This window comes from Pontibacter sp. YIM B11418 (assembly GCF_059278805.1).
The window spans coordinates 135405-152902 of the sequence record NZ_JCAEMH010000008.1; the positions used below are offsets into that span (position 1 = coordinate 135405).

At 50.2% G+C, this 17498-nt stretch carries 19 protein-coding genes; 9 read left to right on the forward strand and 10 right to left on the reverse strand.

Features of this window, described 5'->3' with window-relative positions; genetic code table 11:
• Positions 1-29 precede the first annotated feature (29 nt).
• Positions 30-911: a DMT family transporter gene (locus AC4QZR_RS18575; protein ID WP_494482293.1), complete on the reverse strand. Its 882-nt coding sequence runs from the start codon at positions 909-911 to the stop codon at positions 30-32.
• 147 nt (positions 912-1058) lie between these two features.
• On the opposite strand from AC4QZR_RS18575, the gene AC4QZR_RS18580 reads away from it, so the two are divergent.
• Both AC4QZR_RS18580 and AC4QZR_RS18585 read left to right on the forward strand, forming a co-directional pair.
• Positions 1059-1538 carry a regulatory protein RecX gene (locus AC4QZR_RS18580; RefSeq protein WP_494482255.1) on the forward strand — a complete coding sequence of 160 codons (480 nt, stop codon included), beginning with the start codon at positions 1059-1061 and terminating at the stop codon, positions 1536-1538.
• A 203-nt stretch (positions 1539-1741) separates the two neighbouring features.
• Positions 1742-1936 (forward strand): PLDc N-terminal domain-containing protein, encoded by a 195-nt coding sequence (locus AC4QZR_RS18585; RefSeq protein WP_494482294.1) that lies wholly within the window; start codon positions 1742-1744, stop codon positions 1934-1936.
• Between the two features lie 107 nt (positions 1937-2043).
• Here the strand turns inward: AC4QZR_RS18585 and AC4QZR_RS18590 are convergent, their stop codons facing one another.
• From AC4QZR_RS18590 to AC4QZR_RS18605, 4 genes are all read right to left on the reverse strand, one after another.
• Positions 2044-2673 (reverse strand): DUF4230 domain-containing protein, encoded by a 630-nt coding sequence (locus AC4QZR_RS18590; protein WP_494482256.1) that lies wholly within the window; start codon positions 2671-2673, stop codon positions 2044-2046.
• Positions 2674-2741: 68 nt separating this feature from the next.
• Positions 2742-3641 carry a 1-aminocyclopropane-1-carboxylate deaminase/D-cysteine desulfhydrase gene (locus tag AC4QZR_RS18595; protein ID WP_494482257.1) on the reverse strand — a complete coding sequence of 300 codons (900 nt, stop codon included), beginning with the start codon at positions 3639-3641 and terminating at the stop codon, positions 2742-2744.
• 45 nt (positions 3642-3686) lie between these two features.
• Positions 3687-6131 (reverse strand): YfhO family protein, encoded by a 2445-nt coding sequence (locus AC4QZR_RS18600; RefSeq protein WP_494482258.1) that lies wholly within the window; start codon positions 6129-6131, stop codon positions 3687-3689.
• A gap of 206 nt (positions 6132-6337) precedes the next feature.
• Positions 6338-6610: a DUF4834 family protein gene (locus AC4QZR_RS18605; protein ID WP_494482259.1), complete on the reverse strand. Its 273-nt coding sequence runs from the start codon at positions 6608-6610 to the stop codon at positions 6338-6340.
• A gap of 287 nt (positions 6611-6897) precedes the next feature.
• Here AC4QZR_RS18605 and AC4QZR_RS18610 point away from each other — a divergent pair, with 287 nt between their 5' ends.
• Positions 6898-7239, forward strand: a complete 342-nt coding sequence (locus tag AC4QZR_RS18610; RefSeq protein WP_494482260.1) for a transposase — start codon at positions 6898-6900, stop codon at positions 7237-7239.
• Between the two features lie 415 nt (positions 7240-7654).
• Here AC4QZR_RS18610 and carB read toward each other — a convergent pair whose 3' ends face one another.
• The 3 genes from carB to AC4QZR_RS18625 all read right to left on the reverse strand — a co-directional run bounded on the left by carB (position 7655) and on the right by AC4QZR_RS18625 (position 11264).
• Positions 7655-10468, reverse strand: a complete 2814-nt coding sequence (gene carB, locus AC4QZR_RS18615) for a carbamoyl-phosphate synthase large subunit (protein WP_253406476.1) — start codon at positions 10466-10468, stop codon at positions 7655-7657.
• Positions 10469-10600: 132 nt separating this feature from the next.
• Entirely contained in the window at positions 10601-10801 is a 201-nt protein-coding gene (locus AC4QZR_RS18620; RefSeq protein WP_253406477.1) for a helix-turn-helix transcriptional regulator, read from the reverse strand.
• Complete coding sequence (locus tag AC4QZR_RS18625) at positions 10791-11264, reverse strand: hypothetical protein (RefSeq protein WP_494482261.1); 474 nt, start codon at positions 11262-11264, stop codon at positions 10791-10793. The genes AC4QZR_RS18620 and AC4QZR_RS18625 overlap by 11 nt, the downstream gene beginning before the upstream one ends.
• A gap of 311 nt (positions 11265-11575) precedes the next feature.
• On the opposite strand from AC4QZR_RS18625, the gene AC4QZR_RS18630 reads away from it, so the two are divergent.
• The 6 genes from AC4QZR_RS18630 to AC4QZR_RS18655 all read left to right on the forward strand — a co-directional run bounded on the left by AC4QZR_RS18630 (position 11576) and on the right by AC4QZR_RS18655 (position 16263).
• A complete protein-coding gene (locus tag AC4QZR_RS18630) occupies positions 11576-11797 on the forward strand; it encodes a hypothetical protein (protein ID WP_253406479.1) in 222 nt (73 codons plus the stop codon).
• 264 nt (positions 11798-12061) lie between these two features.
• Positions 12062-12460: a hypothetical protein gene (locus AC4QZR_RS18635; RefSeq protein WP_494482262.1), complete on the forward strand. Its 399-nt coding sequence runs from the start codon at positions 12062-12064 to the stop codon at positions 12458-12460.
• A gap of 174 nt (positions 12461-12634) precedes the next feature.
• Positions 12635-13381, forward strand: coding sequence for a lysophospholipid acyltransferase family protein (locus AC4QZR_RS18640; RefSeq protein ID WP_494482263.1), 747 nt, complete (start codon positions 12635-12637; stop codon positions 13379-13381).
• Positions 13382-13403: 22 nt separating this feature from the next.
• Positions 13404-14000, forward strand: a complete 597-nt coding sequence (locus AC4QZR_RS18645; RefSeq protein WP_494482264.1) for a hypothetical protein — start codon at positions 13404-13406, stop codon at positions 13998-14000.
• A gap of 174 nt (positions 14001-14174) precedes the next feature.
• On the forward strand, positions 14175-14657 hold the full coding sequence (locus AC4QZR_RS18650; protein ID WP_494482265.1) for a hypothetical protein: 483 nt from the start codon (positions 14175-14177) through the stop codon (positions 14655-14657).
• Between the two features lie 91 nt (positions 14658-14748).
• A complete protein-coding gene (locus AC4QZR_RS18655) occupies positions 14749-16263 on the forward strand; it encodes an HTTM domain-containing protein (protein ID WP_494482266.1) in 1515 nt (504 codons plus the stop codon).
• Positions 16264-16308: 45 nt separating this feature from the next.
• Here the strand turns inward: AC4QZR_RS18655 and AC4QZR_RS18660 are convergent, their stop codons facing one another.
• Both AC4QZR_RS18660 and AC4QZR_RS18665 read right to left on the reverse strand, forming a co-directional pair.
• The gene (locus AC4QZR_RS18660; RefSeq protein WP_494482267.1) at positions 16309-16755 is read right to left on the reverse strand and encodes a hypothetical protein; all 447 of its coding nucleotides are present in this window, start codon (positions 16753-16755) and stop codon (positions 16309-16311) included.
• Between the two features lie 138 nt (positions 16756-16893).
• Positions 16894-17346, reverse strand: a complete 453-nt coding sequence (locus AC4QZR_RS18665; protein WP_494482268.1) for a hypothetical protein — start codon at positions 17344-17346, stop codon at positions 16894-16896.
• Positions 17347-17498 lie beyond the last annotated feature (152 nt).

Genomic DNA, 17498 nt, shown 5'->3' on the forward strand with positions numbered 1-17498 from the left:
TTTGGAATTTAAGCGTGGAGGCCTCTATGCTATATCTTAGGCAGCTTCGTTTCAAGGGCCTCGATCTCGCGTTTCGACAGTTTGTTTTTATAGCGCACGTTCAATATGACACCCACCAGCACCAGCGCCATCCCTACGTAAGTGGCCAGTTGGAAATGCTCGTCAAACAAGACAAATCCCAACAAAAGCGCATAAATAATTCCGATGTAGTTCAGGTTGGCCACTTTAGAGATCTCTTCGGCCTGGTACGACATAGTCATGTAGTACTGCCCCAACTGCGTGAGGATGCCCACCAACAACAGAATGCCCCAGTCCCAGCCCGCGGGCTGCACCCAATGGAAAAGGGAGTATACACCTGCAATAGGCAGGGCTACCAGCGGAAAGTAAAACACGATCACAAGCGGGTGCTCCCGGGTGTTGAGCCGGCGGATGGAGCTGTACGCCAGTCCTGAGAAAAGGGCGCTCGCCACCCCCATCCAAACGTAAAGGGAGTCGGCCGTAGCGTCGAGCCCCTCAATGACGATGATACCCGCAAAAGAAATGGCGAAGAAGACCCACTGCCAGGGCTTGACCTTCTCTTTTACAATAAAAACACCCAGGATCGTCGTGAAGATCGGCGAGAGGTACTGTATGGTGGCGGCCGTGGCCAGCGGAAGGTTCTGCAGGGTGTTGAAGAAAAGTACGAGCGCCGTAGAACCTGTCAGGCCGCGCATGATCAACAGCCCCCGGTTATTGCCCCATACGCTCACTTTCTGGCGACTTAGCGCAAAATAGCTGATCACCAGCGACACCGCTGACCGGAATAATATTACTTCCATGGCAGGTATATGCGGCACCAGCTTCACGCACACGTTCATGAGCGAGAAAAACAACGTGGACAGCAGCATGAACCTGACTCCTTTTGAGAACATACCTGAGTTAATTTTAGAAGCCACAAAGGTGCGGGGAATTCAGATTAGTTGTGTGTTTAATTGTTAGTTTCTTATCTTGTTTTTAATTGAAAATGCCGCAACTCTTGCACGCTCATACTTGTTTTAAACAGGAGCAGAACGAACGATTTGGAACGACAGAAAAAACAGAAAACCTATACCCCGAAAGAGGCCCTGATCAAGGCGGCGGCTTACTGCGCCTACCAGGAGCGTACGCAGCAGGAAGTGCGCACCAAGCTCTATACCTATGGACTGGAACCGGATGATGTGGAAGAGATCATTGTGCGCCTCGGGCAGGAGAAGATGCTGGATGAGGAGCGCTACGCACAGTCCTATGTGCGGGGTAAGTACGGTCTTAAGAAATGGGGACGCCGCAAGATCGTTCAAGGCCTCAAGGCCAAAGGCATCTCCGACTACTGCATCAAACAGGGCCTAAAGGAAATTGACTACGAGGTATATGAGCAGAATCTGAAGCAGCTCCTCGAGAAGAAAAATGCCACTGAAAAAGAAAAGAATCCCTTCGCCCGCCGCCAGAAGCTGACTTATTATCTGGTAAGCAAAGGCTATGAAAGCGATTTGGTACAGGATGCGCTAAAGAAGCTGGAATGAATACTTTTCTGATTATCAGAATATAATAAGAAAGTTCTATATTAGTAGACTATAATAACCTGTTTCAATAGCCTACCTTCAGAGGCATGCGATTGAAGTTTGCGTTATAGTAAACCTTGTATAAAGCAGTATTACACGAAAATAAACTTAACATGATAGTGAACAGCCTGTTATTTATCGGTGGACTAGGAGGAGCAGAAATAATGCTCATCTTATTTTTCCTGGGTATACCTGCCATTCTGTGGCTATGGGCCTTGGTCGATCTGCTTACAAACGAATTTGAAAACAGTATCAATAAGCTAATCTGGGTTTTAGTAATCGTTTTTCTGCCCATTTTAGGAGCCATACTGTATCTTTTGATAGGGAGAAAGCAGAAAATAAGCCTTTCGGGCCAGTAGCAAGCCCTTAAACTAAACAGCATTGGTTTGCTACGCTCCCATACAAGTGGAGCGACAGCATTGCTTATGGCTGACTAGCGACCATCAAAAAAGCGATTCGGTTGTAATTAACGCTTCCTAGGCATTTCCGGGTTCTGGATACGGCGTTGCGGCACTAACACGACTTTCCGGCCTGTTACTTCTTCCAAAATTGGCTTCAGCACCTTCTCAGCATTTACCTGCGTCTGGCGCAGGATGCCGGAGTTAATGGCAGCTTCTTTCACATTACTTTCGGCATAACGGTAACTTTCCTGTACCAGATCGGCATCCTGGAAATAGGTATTCTCTTTTGAAAAAACTTTGGACTTGCTATGATCTATCTTGTAATAGCAAAGTTCGGGTTCCGGTAAACTGATCTGCACCAGCGAATCGCCCTGGAAAAGGATGTCCTGCTGTGTCAGTTTCGTGAAATCTATACAGCCCACAGCTTCTCCCGTCACGATCAGCACCACTTTCGAATTGGGTACCCAGCGCGATACATTTTTCTCGTACTCCACTACATCTTTGAAATTATAGCGCACCAGCTCCATCTTCCCGAGCTCTTCCACGGTGGTCAGGATGGTGTTGTGATTTACAATGACTTCAGGTTGTTTCTCGTCAGGACCGAAGGTGTCTTTCACTTGTCGCCAGACGTACCAGCCCACTACGAGCAGCAGGATGAAGGGCAGCAGGCGGAACAAAGATCGGATGAGGGGCATGAGCAGCTTTTTGTCAGTTGTGATAACTACGGTCTACACAGCAATTATGGTGCTAAAGTTCAAATCAGCTACAGGGCTATACCCAGCCTTTCCTGAAAACCGGCATTGCCCTGCAGTCCGCCGGTATGCACCGCCACAATGCGACTGCCTTTCGGGAAGTAACCTTTCCGGATCAGATCAATTAAGCCATAAAACATTTTGCCGGTATAAACAGGCTCCAGCGGAAAGTGGTGCTCCTGCTGAAAGATGCGCATAAAATCCAGCAATTCCGGTTTTACCTTAGCATAGCCGCCGAAATGATAATCAGTGATCAGTTGCCAGTTATCATAGTGCTGCCCGTTATACCTGTCAATCAGTTGCTCGATCTCCTCCTGTAGAAATTCTCCACCCTTCAAAGCCGGAAAGCCGAGCACCTGCCCTTTCCCATCCAAGCCAGCGATGATTCCGGCTATTGTACCGCCCGTGCCGCTTGCACAGCAGATATAGTCGTAGTCGATGGGAATGTCTGACACAATTTCAGTGCAGCCTTTCACGGCCAGTGCATTGGTGCCGCCTTCAGGTATGATATAAGGATTTACGAACTGCCCGGCTAGTTGCGTCAGGTATACGGGGTCAGCTTTCTGCCGGTAAGCCTCGCGGGAAATGTAGTGCAGTTCCATACCTGCCGAAGTGGCAAACGTGAGTGTGGGGTTGAGCGGCAGGTGCTCCTCTCCCCGGATGATGCCAATGGTCTTGAAACCGAACTCCTGCCCAGCCGCTGCTACGGCCGCGATGTGGTTGGAGTAGGCCCCGCCAAAGGTCAGCAGCGTGTCGTGTTGCAGCCGCTTTGCCTCCTGTAGGTTGTATTTGAGTTTGCGCCACTTATTGCCCGAAATAGTGGGGTGCAACAGATCCTCTCGCTTTACCCAAAGCGCTATACCTTGCTCCTCCCAAACCGGACTGTGCAGTTGTTGCAGCGGTGCTTCCATGTGGCTTAAAACAAAGGCCCCGATCTACAAAACCGGGGCCTCAATTTATACGATCACTTCTTTTTCTACTTCCTCAGGCTTGAGGCGCATGCCGTAAAAGATGGCCCCTCCGATCACCAATAAAAGCAAGATGGAAGAGATCAAGGATACGGTATTGCCAATCGCATAGGATTTTGGCTCAAACTTGAACTCGATGGTATGCTTTCCGGCTGGCACTTCCATGGCTCGCAGGATGTAGTTCACCCGAATGTGGTCCACCGGTTTGCCATCCAGATAAGCCTGCCAGCCATCTTCATAGTATACCTCCGAGAATACGGCCAGACCGGGCTGCGCTGCATTCACCGCATAGGTGAGGGCGTTTGGCTTATAGTCAGTTAACTTGATGGTAGAGCCCTCGGCATTGTAGCTGGTAGCAGAAGTCTTGAACTTCGACGCGTCTACTACAGCGGTCGTGCTGGCATCCAGTCCGTTCAGCGCTTCAATTTCTTCATCCGGATTGTTCACCGTCTTCACTTCGCTCACAAACCAGACATTGCCCAATGCGCCCGGCACGCGCTGCACCGGCTGCTGTTGATCACCCGTGATCACGTAGCGGGTATTGAGCATCCGCAGCACCTCCAGGTTATTTTGGGCGATGTGGCGGTCAATTACATCCTGGTAGCGGCGCAACTTGGCACCATGGTAACCACCTACCGATTTATGGAAGAAAGAGGTACGGGCATCGTTAAACGGATTTGGCAGGTATAGCACGCGGTAGTGCGGGTCTTTGTCCTGCAGGATCATCTGGTCGGCTTTCGTTGGCTGGAAGTAGTTCTCCACCACACGTTTCTCAAAGTCACCGTCGTTGAGGTAGCGCTTGTTCACGCTCCACAGATCCACGAGTATCAGCAAACCTATACCTGCCATGGCCATAGTGGCCGACAGCTTGTTTTTCAGATACAGGTATAGCAGTCCGAAGGCTAGGGCGATAAAGACGAATGCACGTAGAGCATCCGAGCGCATCATACTTTCGCGGTCGGCACGTATGGCGTCGAGCGGGAAGTAAGACTGCTGCAGCTGCGCATCCACGGCACCCACAAAGCTGGCTGAGCCGGCAAACAGCCATACCAGCAAGCAAACACCGGCGGTTATACTTGCTGAGATCATCAGTTTTTTGTCCAGGTCTTTGATCAGATGGCGATCGCGGATGACTTTGTAAAGCGCCAGTATACCTAGCAGTGGCATCGTGATCTGGGCAATAATTAGTGCCGAAGAAACCGCCCTGAACTTGTTGTAGCCCGGGAAGTAGTCGAACATGAAGTAGTTGAAAGCCTCAAAATTCTTACCCCAGGCGAGCACAATCGACAGGATAGTAGCGACCAGCAACCAGATACGGGTAGGTTTATGGACGATGAAAAGACCCAGTACGAACAGGAAGACGATGATCGCCCCTACGTATACCGGACCGCTCGTCATGGGCTGCGGTCCCCAGTAAGTCGGCAAGCCCTGCTCGAGCGCCTGCTCTGCCTGCATCGGCGGCATACCGAGGCCGAGTAAAGCCTCGTAACTTTGAGAGTCCTTATCAAGGCGAGTGTTGCTGCTGCTTCCACCATAGAAATCAGGTATAAGCAACGTAATGGTTTCGCCAACGCCGTAGCTCCAGCTAAAGGCATAGTCGCGGTCGAGTCCGCTGGAAGTTTTGTCGCCGCTGTTGGCCACGCTCAGCTCGGACTTGCCGCGTATACTGTGCTGGCTGTACTCTGCTACAGTATAAAGTCTTCCAAAGTTAACGCCCACCGCCAACACAGCCGCTATACCTAGCACCAGTCCACGCTTGATCAGGTCAGCAATTCTACCTTCTTTTATGGCATAGATCAGCTCCACCACCATCCATACCAGCACCATCAGGAGCATGTAGTAGGTCATCTGGAGGTGGTTGAAGTGCAGATTGAGCGTGAGGGCCAGCGCGAAAATAGCCGCCCCTATCCAGACATTTCGCCGGAGTGCATAGAACATACCGGCCAGTACGAGTGGAATATAGGCAATGGTGAGCGACTTTGTATTGTGGCCCGCCTCCAGAATGATGAAGTTGTAGGACGTGAAGGCAATGGCAATAGCACCGATAATGGATACCCAGGTGTTGAGCCGCAGCGTGACCAGCAAAATGTAGGCACAGAGCAGCGTAATGAAGATATTGCCCGCCATAGCCGGCATATTGAAGGTCAAAATGCTATGGATGTAGCCCGATAGGTCGCCGGAGTAGCGCGTGTTGATCAGGTATGAAGGCATGCCGCTGAACATGGAGTTGGTCCAGAGGGTCTCTTCGCCGGTGGCCTCGCGGTAGTCCTGTATCTCTTTGGCGCCACCCTTAAACTGCAGGATATCGTGCTGCGCCATCGCCTTGTCCTCAAACAGGACTGGGGCAAAGTATACGGCGGTAAGAGCAAGGAAAATCAGGATCGCGATGAGGTGCGGAAGCACATCGCGCTTAAAGTCAATAGAAGCTGTCATATCTTTCAGGAAACCTTAGAGCATGTTTAAAATTTATCCTTTGCGCTGCAAACTGCTCATAATGGAACCTGACTTTATGCTTTTTTCGTCGCATAGCGCTGCTATGCAACTCTAAAATCATTGCGTCAGAACCCGTTCTGACCATTTTTCGCTTGCAAAAACGAAATTTAAATATGCTCTTTGAATAGAGCTGAAAGATAGGCTTTTTATTTTATTTCTTCATAATCGACGTACTGGCCGCCATTGAAATCCTTCCGGTCAGGCTGCTCTGGCACATAGTCGATCTTGACATCGCCCTGTCGTCGACCATTGCCATTTGTTTGCGGCTCAGGACGTGGCTGATTCATGTTAGAATAGAAGAAAGTGCCGTTGCGCAGACTCTTCTTAACAAAGAAGGCCAGCAGCCAGCGAAACAGGAATGGGGCCACCATTCGGATAAAAAAGATAACGAGTAAGGTAACGAATATGAATTTGATCATGATAGTCGGTTAAGGTATAGCAAGCATATGGTCAGCTAGTTGTTAACAAAAACAGTACCTGTTCAGATACAATTCCCCTGCCAAAAAGTTTTTCCTGCCATTTCGGCGGGGCTTATGCAAAGGTAAGGATTTCCGCCTTTGCATACCCGAGCGATTAGGAGGAAAGGGTATAAAAGCGGAACCTACTCCCGTGATGCCCTCGCTCGCGTCCCGCGAGTGTGAGCTCTTGGGCGGACTCTGGCCGCTTCTATAGTTTCTCACGTATGAATTACACCAAAAACACACTCATGAGCGAATACCGCAAAACGGAAGGAGGGGATTTATATTTCATCACGTTGACTGTCGTAGGCTGGGTAGAAGCTTTCTCCAGAAAAGAATACAAAGATATTCTGATTGAAAATCTTAACTATTGTCAGCAAAAGTTTGGGTTGGAGATCTTTGCTTATGTGATCATGTCAAACCATCTGCACATGATAGCTCGAAGACAAGATGAAGACTTAACGGAATTACTGGGCAGGTTCAAAAATTTTGCCGCTAAAAAAATTCTGGAAGCAATAAAAAAACAATCCCAAGGAAAGCAGAAAAGACTGGATGCTATACCTATTCAGTCACTATGCGAAAACCAATAAGCAGTATAGCGATTACCATTTCTGGATCTACACAAACCACCCTACTCTACTTCGAACCAATGAAGTTATAAAGCAGAAGATTGATTACATTCATCAGAATCCGGTGAGAGCTGGGTTGGTATCTGAGGAAGAACATTATTTGTACTCTAGCGCTAGCCCAAACAGCCCATTAGAAATTAACGAAATGTGAGCATTAGCAGAATCTGACTAATTTACGCCTCGCCTTTGGCAAGAGTGAGGTATTTAGTTTCGCCTACGGAAGAAAAGCGGCCAGAGTCCGCCCAATACCTCACACTCGCGGGACGCGAGCGAGGGCAAGTATTTTAGCGCCTCTCTGAATATGCCATACCTACAAACCAAACAAAAAGCCCTCTCCTTTTCAGAAGAGGGCTTTTGCATATTGCATTACAACTTACTACACACTCAGGTATAGATTCCGCTCGGAGTATACCTTCACAAAGTAGTCATCCTGCAGGTTGTCGATAAAGTAGATCGCCTCGCCTGTGGACTTCATTTCAGGGCCGAGCTCCTTGTTCACTTCCGGGAACTTGCTGTGAGAGAATACCGGCACTTTAATAGCGTAGCCCTCTTTGTGCGGATTGAAGTTGAAGTCCTTCACCTTCTTCTCGCCCAGCATGATCTTGGTCGCGTAGTTGATGTACGGTTCGCGGTAAGCCTTCGCAATGAAAGGGATCGTGCGCGAAGCGCGTGGGTTGGCCTCTATCACGTATACCTCCTCGTTTTTCACGGCAAACTGAATGTTGATGATACCCACCGTGTCCAGTGCCAAAGCGATGCGCTTGGTATAGTCTTCGATCTTTCTGATCACGTTTTCGCTCAGGTCAAAAGGAGGCAGTACGGCGTAAGAGTCACCGGAGTGGATGCCGGCCGGCTCGATGTGCTCCATGATACCGCAGATGTGTACGTCCTCGCCGTCGCTTATCGCGTCGGCCTCTGCCTCAATGGCGTGGTCGAGGAAGTGATCGAGCAGTACTTGGTTGCCCGGATGGTCTTTCAGCAGGTCGATCACGTGGGCTTCGAGCTCTTTCTCGTTAATCACGATCTTCATGCTCTGGCCACCGAGTACGTAGCTTGGACGCACCAGCAGTGGGAATTTCAACGTTTTGCACTGCTCCAGCGCCTCTTCAGCTGTCTCGATCACGCCGAACGGAGGGTATGGTATCCCAAGGTCGCGCAGCATTGACGAGAACGAACCGCGGTCTTCAGCCAAATCCAGGGCTTTGTAGCTCGTACCAATTACCTTGATGCCGTAGCGGTCCAGTTTCTCAGCCAGTTTCAGAGCTGTCTGTCCGCCCAGCTGTACGATTACACCTTCCGGCTTTTCGTGCAGAATAATGTCGTAGATGTGTTCCCAGAATACAGGCTCGAAGTACAGCTTGTCAGCAATGTCGAAGTCTGTCGAAACCGTTTCCGGGTTACAGTTGATCATGATGGTTTCGTAGCCGCACTCTTTGGCTGCCAGCACCCCGTGCACGCAGCTGTAGTCGAACTCTATACCTTGTCCGATGCGGTTCGGGCCGGAGCCCAGCACCACGATCTTCTTCTTGTCGCTCACTACGCTTTCATTCTCACCGTCGAAGGTGCTGTAGAAGTACGGCGTCTTGGCCTCGAACTCAGCGGCGCAGGTATCCACCATTTTGTAGACACGCTGTATACCTAGCTCCATACGCACGGCATGCACTTCGCTCTCGAGGCAGCGCAGAATGTGCGCGATCTGGCGGTCAGCGTAACCTTTCACTTTCGCTTCACGCAGCAGTTCGCCTGGCAGGGTTGCCAAGGTATATTTCTCCATCTCCTTCTCCAGCATGTCGATTTCCTCGATCTGCGACAAGAACCAAGGGTCAATCTTGGTCAGGTTCTGGATGGTGCTGGTAGGTATACCGATGCGCATGGCATCTTTGATGCAGAACAAACGGTTCCAGCTTGGGTTCTTCAGGTTGTAGACCAGCTCGTTGTAGTCCGTCATTTCCTTGCCGTCGGCACCCAGGCCGTTACGCTTGATCTCGAGGCTCTGGCAGGCTTTCTGCAGCGCCTCCTGGAAGGTACGGCCGATGCCCATTACCTCGCCCACAGACTTCATCTGAAGACCCAGCGTGCGGTTAGCGCCTTTAAATTTATCGAAGTTCCAGCGTGGTATTTTTACAATCACGTAGTCCAGCGCTGGCTCGAAATAAGCTGAAGTGGTTTTGGTGATGGCGTTCTTCAGCTCGTCCAAGTTGTAACCGATGGCAAGCTTGGCGGCAATCTTAGCGATTGGGTAACCAGTGGCTTTAGAGGCCAGTGCCGAAGAGCGGGAAACGCGTGGGTTGATCTCTATAGCGATGATGGTATCGTCTTCCGGGTTCACCGAGAACTGCACGTTACAGCCACCTGCAAACTGCCCGATGCCGTTCATCATTTTGATGGCTAGGTCGCGCATTTGCTGGTAAATGGTATCCGGCAGGGTCATGGCTGGAGCGACTGTAATGGAGTCGCCGGTGTGCACGCCCATCGGGTCGAAGTTCTCGATAGAACAGATGATGATGACGTTGCCGATGTTGTCGCGGAGCAGCTCCAGCTCGTACTCTTTCCAGCCCATGATGCTTTGCTCCACCAGCACTTCGTGCGTAGGTGAAGCGTGCAGGCCGCGGGTCAGGGCTGCGTCGAACTCCTCAGGGGTATTAACAAAACCGCCCCCCGTACCTCCAAGGGTAAACGAAGGGCGAATAACGAGTGGGAAACCGATTTCCTGCGCTATCTCTTTTCCTTCCAGGAACGAGGTAGCTGTTTCTCCCTTGCAAACATTTACCCCGAGCTCGAGCATCTTTAAACGGAACTGCTCGCGGTCTTCAGTGGTCTCGATGGCTTTGATGTCCACCCCGATGATGCGAACGCCATATTTTTGCCAGATACCGGCCTTATCGCACTCGATGGCTAGGTTCAGGGCTGTTTGTCCGCCCATGGTAGGCAGCACGGCGTCGATCTTATGCTTCTCCAGAATCTCAATGATGTACTTCTTCTCAAGTGGCTTGAGGTACACATTATCCGCTGTTACACTATCGGTCATGATAGTGGCGGGGTTTGAATTGATGAGCGTCACTTCGATACCTTCTTCACGAAGGGAACGTGCCGCTTGCGAACCGGAATAGTCAAACTCGCAGGCCTGGCCGATAACGATGGGGCCAGAACCAATAATCAGAACGGATTTAATACTGGTGTCTTTAGGCATTTGTATGGGTAGGTATAAATTGCCCAAAGTTACCGCAAAATGTTGGGGCTCACAAACAGAAAATGTGTACCCGGGTCATTATTTTCACATAGTGCTTTTGCATTATTTAGAAAGACGAGTCAGCCGGAAGGCTCAATCGCCCTCTTCCAGTATGAATAACTCGTTTACCGTGATACCAAACAAATCCGACATTTTAAGGGCTAACAGCGTGGAGGGCAGGTATTTATTTTTCTCGATGGCGTTGATCGTCTGGCGGCTCACGCCCAGGGCTTCGGCCAGTTGCTCTTGGGTCATGTCTTTTTTGGCCCGCTCTACTTTGATGTTATTCCTCATCGGCCTCGAGCGATTTTTGGATCTGATGGAGTCTTACCCTAAAGGAAGCATAAGTATAAAAGAGCAGCAGCGCCAGAGCGCCCCACATACCCCCTACATCGGGCATACCAATGGCTCTTCCCTCCAGTAGCCTGACTATGTTAGTGAACAGAGGGAGCAGGAGCAACCCAGCAATCAGGTATAATACGCCGGTCATAAACGATTGGTAACGCACATGCTGCACCATTTCGTCTTCTTCTTTCTCTTTTGAGAAATTGAGTAGCGCCAATCCGATAATGATGGGGTAGTAGATGATCGGTTTAGACCATTCATCAAAAAAAGCATCGTTTCTTGGTATAAGTCCTAAACTTATTAAGGCGAAGGTCAAAAGTGTCACGATAGGTATACCTGTAATGAGTACCCAAAGGCCATACCGCTTATACCTGTATGGCAGCAACTTTATCGGGGGCATTACTTCTTTCATAGGCTTTTTGATTATATGTACGAATCTGTTTACTAAAAGTAAAACAGATTTTACATTAAGCAAATTATTTTTTACACCAATGAGATTTATATTTGCTGATCTTGCTTATTTACATTGCCTTAAAGTTGAGGCTTCTAGTGACACACCAAGTTTTTGCGGCCTATACCTGAACTGTATACCTGTCGCTCCCATGATAGCTTGTTCCTCTAATGATTTAAAGTGAATCGCAGGAACAGCTTGCTCTAATACAGCCTTTACAAAAACCTTGCGCCCGCTCTACGTACACAAGGTATAACCTAAATAAGATAACCATGGAAACACCACGCGAAGACGATATCATTACCAACTCCGATGAAAGCGAGCGCCTGCCCGACGAAAATCCCGAGCCGCTGGAGGGCGTCAAAAAAGAAGAGCACGACATTTTAGACTCGGAGCCGGAAGGCACAGAAGAAGGAGGCAATGTCGCAGCTAAAAACGAGGAAGACACCCGCAAACTGGACGGCAGCAACGCCAATAACTTAAGGACGAAATAATTTTTTTTTGATCGCAAAAGCTGCAGATAACGGCACCTTGTGCTACTATCTGCAGCTTTTGTGTGCTAGTGCAGCCCGTTTGGCAGACTCAAAAGTCTAAACAGGCTTATTTTACAAACAATGGCTGCAGAATCACGAAAGCAGCGGCATAATATAGAATTATTACGATATTGAGATAAGGACTTTTTATTCTGGGAAAGGTTGACTTGACTATAATAATTCATTATTATTAGGCTGGGATTCACCGGTTTAACGCCATATATTATGGTTTACTTCCAGACAGATTATCTGCTCTTAGAGTATCATGTAGCCAGCCATGTACTACTGAGTCAATGGTATGGCAAATGCAGTAGCTTACAGTACAGGCAGGCACTCATCAAACTGATCAGGCTTGCCCGTGAATTGGGAGCGCCCTACGCCATTACGGACAGCCGCCTGCTCACCCCCCTTGACCCCGAAGACCTGGCCTGGACCCGTGACGTGTATGCTCAGGCTTTCAGCCTACTCCCCCTCAGGCGCTCCGCCTCCCTCAACCCCTTCGATCCTGCTGCCCACCGACAGCTCCAGCAGGTGTTTGTCAAAAACGCCTCCCCACTCCCTTTCGAAACCCGGGAGTTTGACGACCTCACCTCCGCTTACGACTGGCTCACTTCTGAGGAATAGGCAGCGGTTCCCGGCTTTTTCTCCAACATTCATAACAGGTAGCCATACCTGGTGGCAGGCCATTTTCTTCTGATTTCTCAATCCTCCGCCTCTGAAAGATATTACTTATATTGTCAGGCTAAACGCAGACCTATACTCCTGTGGAGGGCTTCTGCACATACCTGAAAAGCGCGCATGCTATACCTTGTTTTAAAGCTGATCTTACGTACAGGCCTATGGGTGTTCTTCCGGAGGTTCGTGGTGCGCAACCAACAATTGATGCCGGCGCGTGGTCCGCTGCTGGTTGTGGCCAACCACCCCAACACGTTCATGGACCCGATCGTGATCGCCTCGCTGCTTCCCCAGCAGGTATACTTCATCGCGAAGAGCACCGTATTCAGTTCGCCGCTGCATAACTGGCTCCTCTACCGCATGAACCTGATTCCGATTCACCGCAGCCAGGACAGGCCGGGCCAGCCGGTGGATAACGAAGCCGCCTTCAAGGCCAGCTACCAGGCCTTGAAGGCGAGCAAAACGCTCCTTATCTTTCCGGAGGGCACTAGCTTTAATGAAAGGCGCCTGCGCAAACTTAAGACAGGTACTGCCCGGATGGCGCTGAGCGCTGTGGCGCAATTGCCTGAGGTAGCTGAACTGCAGATACTCCCGGTGGGCCTCAACTACTCCGACCCTACCCGTTTCCGCAGCGATGTGTTTGTAAATGTGGGAAAGCCTATTGCCGTCGCCCCTTACTTAAGCCAGTACCAGCAGGACGAGATAGGCACCGTAAACGAACTGACGGATCATATCCGGCAACAGCTCGAGAAGCTGATCGTGGTAACACCCACCGATGATGAGGACACGCTTGTGCGACAGATAGAACAGGTATACAAAGAAAAACTGGCGGCGCAAACGCCCATAGAGGGCCCCTCGCCACGTGCGTGACTTTCTGTTAACAAGAGCTATTATGAAAGGGCTGGCACATTTTCTGGAAACGCAGCCGACGCGGGTTGAGCAGTTTCGGGATAAGATGCGGTCGTACACCCGGCAGCTTCAGGAACTGGACCTGCAGCGCCTCCCCACCGTGGAAGAAAACAACGTGCTGCTTCGTCAGACACTCGCCCGCACCCTGTTGCTGACCCTCACCATGCCGCTATACCTGTACGGGCTTATTAACAATTACCTGGCCTATATCATACCTTCCAAAGTAGCCAATGCGCTTACCGAGGAGCAGGAGTTCCGGGCACCGATCATGCTGTCGGTGGGCATTTTTTCATTTCCGATACTTTATGCGGTGCAGGCGAACATCCTATGGCATTTCTGGCCCAGCACCCTCTACCTGTTGCTATACCTGATCAGCCTGCCCCTGTCAGGCTTTTTCGCGCTGCGCTACTGGAACACCTTAATGCGTGTGCGGGAGCGCTGGTTGCTGCTGCGTCTTTTTCTGAGCAACAGCCCGGTGGCAGAAAGCCTGAAACGGCAGCGCCAGGAGTTGATAAAGGAACTGGAGGTCGCCAGAAAAGAGTACCTCCACCAACGGACTGACAGCCAGCACTTTGGCTAAAACCCTATCCGCTCCTTTTCCTCTGTACCTTCCTATCTGCTCTGGAAATCCTTCATCTGGTATCAAAACAGGTCTTATCCGCTCTATTTCCACAAAAAAAGCTATCTAAATAGCACTAGTTCCGTAAACAGGATACTGAAATCTAATTTTACAGTATTACAAACAACAAGAACTATGAAAAAGACATTTGTAAACATGCTCGCGCTATCATTTGTAGCGGCAACTGTGGCAATGACCGGTTGTGCAGACACCACTACCACTGGTACTGATGCAACAGATACCGATATGGGCACAACCACCGGTACCACAACTACTGGTACTACAACCACTGGTACTACAACCACTGGCACAACTACAGGCACTACAACCGGTACTACCACAGGCACGACGACAGGTACTACCACTGGTACGACTACCGGAACAACTACTGGTACGACCACAGGAACAACTACTGGTACAACTACCGGTACGACAACGGGTACAACAACAGGAACCACGACTGGAACTACTACAGGTACAACCACTGGAACTACAACAGGAACAACGACTGGTACTACTACGGGCACAACAACTGGTACGACAACGGGCACAACCACTACCGGCGGTACGACAGGCTCTACTACCGGAACTACCACAATGGGTACAGCTCCAAGATAGCAGGCGTTCTACTTCTGATCACATAAGCAAAAAGGCAAGCACCTCCCGGTCTTTGCCTTTTTGTTTTATTCAACCTTATACCTGAAGCATCATGAATCAACTGCAAGGATACCTCCGCAAGGTTTTTACAGTTGACCTTCGTGCACTGGCCATCATGCGGATCTGGGTAGCCGGCATCATCCTGACGGACCTGGCCATACGGGCAACCGACCTGGAGGCGCACTATTCCAACATGGGTGTACTGCCGTTGCACGTCCTGCACCAGTTTGGCTGGAACCCTTACCATTTTTCCTTCCATACCCTGAGCGGACTCTGGCAGGTACAGGCCCTGCTCTTTCTGGTAGCGGCCATATTTGCAGTATGCCTGCTGCTGGGCTATAAAACCCGCACGGCCACCATTATCAGTTGGGTCTTGCTCGTCTCGCTCCAAAACCGGAACACTTTTATAGCACAGGGAGGCGACGATCTGCTGCGCATGCTGCTCTTCTGGGGGATGTTTCTGCCATGGGGCAAATTCTACAGCTATGATGCCACCAAATCTGAGGCTCCTCCACTACAGCAGACAACCTATTTCAGCGCGGCTACAGTAGCCTACATCATGCAGATCTTCCTAGTGTATTTTTGCACGGCGCTGCTCAAAAACTCTCCGGAGTGGCACACCGACGGCACCGCACTGTACTACGCCCTTAGCCTTGATCAAATCCTGATGCCTGTTGGCAAGCTGATATATCCTTACCCGGAGCTGCTGAAATTCCTCACGCTCAGTGCCTGGTATACCGAGCTGCTGCTTCCTTTTCTGCTACTGATCCCATTCTACAATCATATTTGGCGGCTCGTTGTTATCGGTGTGCTGTTTGTGTTTCACATCAGCATCAGCCTGACCTTGTTTGTCGGTTTGTTTTATCTCATCAATATCGCCTCCATCTCTGGCTTGCTCCCGCAACAGGCCATGAACTGGGTAGAGCGAAAGTTCTTCACATCCTTTAGAAGGCCTCTTTCAGGTCAGTTTCAGCGCATCTTCAAAGGCTTCAAAAGTCCGGCGCAACTGCGGTTCGAGATCAGCATGCAGAAGTCATTGCTTTCTAAGAATCAGCTGCATTACGTCCGGGAGGGATTTGTGACTTTTGTACTGATTTACTGCATCTGGTGGAACCTGGCAGGGGCGACTACGCGGGTGCCCGCCATGACGAATTCCACCGCCTGGTTTGGCAACCTGCTACGCGTAGACCAGCGCTGGGGTATGTTTGCCCCGGCCGTTTTTAAGGATGATGGTTGGTATGTGTTGGAAGGCCATGCAGCCAACGGCCAACTGATTGACCTGAACCGGGAGGGGAAGGAAGCAGATTATGCCAAGCCGGCCTCCGTTATGAGCATGTTTAAGAATGACCGCTGGCGGAAGTACTCCGAGAACTACCTGTTTGTAAATTATGCCTTTCTGAGACCCTACTACTGCAACTACCTAGTGCGCCGCTGGAACGAGGCGCATCCCCAAAACCCCATAGAAGAACTGCAGGTGATATACATGAAAGAGTATACCCAACCTGATTACCAACCTGTTACCCCACAAAAAGAAGTGCTCTGCATCTGCGCCAATCTATCACAGTAGACCGATCGCACATACAGAGCACAGTCTAATTACTTACTTCGAGTATCAGCAGTCTTTGTCGTCGCAGGCCAGAGCGCTGCCTACAGCAGCGGCTACCAGGCCACCCAGCAGGTATAGCCCGACTGTCATAGCGCGGGTACTGTTAGTACGGTTGCTTGGGTCTGTGCCCAGGCCCATCGGACCGGGCAACAACACAGCGCCTGCCCCTGCCCCGGCTCCCAACAGACTGCCACGCAGCCAAGTATCTTTGCCGGCTCCGGCCAGACTGTAGTAGAGTGAGTTTGAAACCACATCGCCCACCATGGCCCAGGTGCGCAGGGTATCGTCGGCAGGAGGCTGTGCACCCGCCTTCTTCATAATTTTTGAGATAGCCCGCATCCCCAGCACATCCATCCGTGGTGCCTCAGGCACAAGTCTGCGCAGCGTTTCGTGTGTGATCGTTAAAGCGACGGCCCCTGCCAGTCCGCTTATCAGTGCTTTGCTTATTTCCATAGTACTTGCTTCTTCATAGAGTTAGTGAGGTCGGTTGTGTTGCTATACGCAGGAATTGTCTGTCTGCTGTAGCCTCACGAAACAAAAAGCCGGGTTAATCACCCGGCTTTTTGCCATGTAGCTTTATCGTTGGGGCAACTATCTGTTGCTACCCAGGTTCTTATTCAGGTTTCTGTTCAGCTTGTCCTGCGAGCTCGCTTTTTTGGAGCCCATGTAGGTTGATTTGTTTTTGTTCATCGAGTTCATGGCTACCCAGCCTGCGCCCAGCGCCAGCAAGGAACCACCTACTACCTTTTGGGTAGTGCTCAGACCATTCACTTTGTTCATGGTGCTGTTGCCAAGCTCCTGCAACTTACCTGTCAGGTTGTTCAGGTTCTCTTTCTTGAACGTGTCCATCCAGTTCGACTTGCCTGAAGCAGAAGACTGCTGGCTGCTTCCGGATGCATTTCTGGAAGATGACTGGCTGCCGCTGTTATAGCCTGAAACTGAAGAGGGCTGGCTAGAGCCCATATTGGATGTATTTGATTGTGAGCTGCTCTGAGCTGATGGATTCTGATTCGATTGCGAATTCTTATTCGTTTTGTTTTCCATAGTTATGTTTGTTTTAATTAAACACATGCACACCCTGTCATGCGTCCACAATTGGTCTTTTATGCAGGGTGTCAGACTTATATGTATCGGGTTTTAAGGCTTAGGGTTTCAGTCGCTCCTCATATTCCCCCGTGCGCACAAGTTCGACCCGC

Excerpts from the sequence above, each read along its gene's own strand:
- carB (WP_253406476.1), bottom strand. The coding sequence starts at position 10,468 with ATGCCTAAAGACACCAGTATTAAATCCGTTCTGATTATTGGTTCTGGC.
- AC4QZR_RS18605 (WP_494482259.1), bottom strand. The coding sequence starts at position 6,610 with ATGATCAAATTCATATTCGTTACCTTACTCGTTATCTTTTTTATCCGA.
- AC4QZR_RS18610 (WP_494482260.1), top strand. The coding sequence starts at position 6,898 with ATGAGCGAATACCGCAAAACGGAAGGAGGGGATTTATATTTCATCACG.
- AC4QZR_RS18625 (WP_494482261.1), bottom strand. The coding sequence starts at position 11,264 with ATGAAAGAAGTAATGCCCCCGATAAAGTTGCTGCCATACAGGTATAAG.
- AC4QZR_RS18635 (WP_494482262.1), top strand. The coding sequence starts at position 12,062 with ATGGTTTACTTCCAGACAGATTATCTGCTCTTAGAGTATCATGTAGCC.
- AC4QZR_RS18650 (WP_494482265.1), top strand. The coding sequence starts at position 14,175 with ATGAAAAAGACATTTGTAAACATGCTCGCGCTATCATTTGTAGCGGCA.
- AC4QZR_RS18640 (WP_494482263.1), top strand. The coding sequence starts at position 12,635 with ATGCTATACCTTGTTTTAAAGCTGATCTTACGTACAGGCCTATGGGTG.
- AC4QZR_RS18665 (WP_494482268.1), bottom strand. The coding sequence starts at position 17,346 with ATGGAAAACAAAACGAATAAGAATTCGCAATCGAATCAGAATCCATCA.
- AC4QZR_RS18655 (WP_494482266.1), top strand. The coding sequence starts at position 14,749 with ATGAATCAACTGCAAGGATACCTCCGCAAGGTTTTTACAGTTGACCTT.
- AC4QZR_RS18620 (WP_253406477.1), bottom strand. The coding sequence starts at position 10,801 with ATGAGGAATAACATCAAAGTAGAGCGGGCCAAAAAAGACATGACCCAA.
- AC4QZR_RS18630 (WP_253406479.1), top strand. The coding sequence starts at position 11,576 with ATGGAAACACCACGCGAAGACGATATCATTACCAACTCCGATGAAAGC.
- AC4QZR_RS18585 (WP_494482294.1), top strand. The coding sequence starts at position 1,742 with ATGCTCATCTTATTTTTCCTGGGTATACCTGCCATTCTGTGGCTATGG.
- AC4QZR_RS18575 (WP_494482293.1), bottom strand. The coding sequence starts at position 911 with ATGTTCTCAAAAGGAGTCAGGTTCATGCTGCTGTCCACGTTGTTTTTC.
- AC4QZR_RS18600 (WP_494482258.1), bottom strand. The coding sequence starts at position 6,131 with ATGACAGCTTCTATTGACTTTAAGCGCGATGTGCTTCCGCACCTCATC.
- AC4QZR_RS18645 (WP_494482264.1), top strand. The coding sequence starts at position 13,404 with ATGAAAGGGCTGGCACATTTTCTGGAAACGCAGCCGACGCGGGTTGAG.
- AC4QZR_RS18595 (WP_494482257.1), bottom strand. The coding sequence starts at position 3,641 with ATGGAAGCACCGCTGCAACAACTGCACAGTCCGGTTTGGGAGGAGCAA.
- AC4QZR_RS18590 (WP_494482256.1), bottom strand. The coding sequence starts at position 2,673 with ATGCCCCTCATCCGATCTTTGTTCCGCCTGCTGCCCTTCATCCTGCTG.
- AC4QZR_RS18660 (WP_494482267.1), bottom strand. The coding sequence starts at position 16,755 with ATGGAAATAAGCAAAGCACTGATAAGCGGACTGGCAGGGGCCGTCGCT.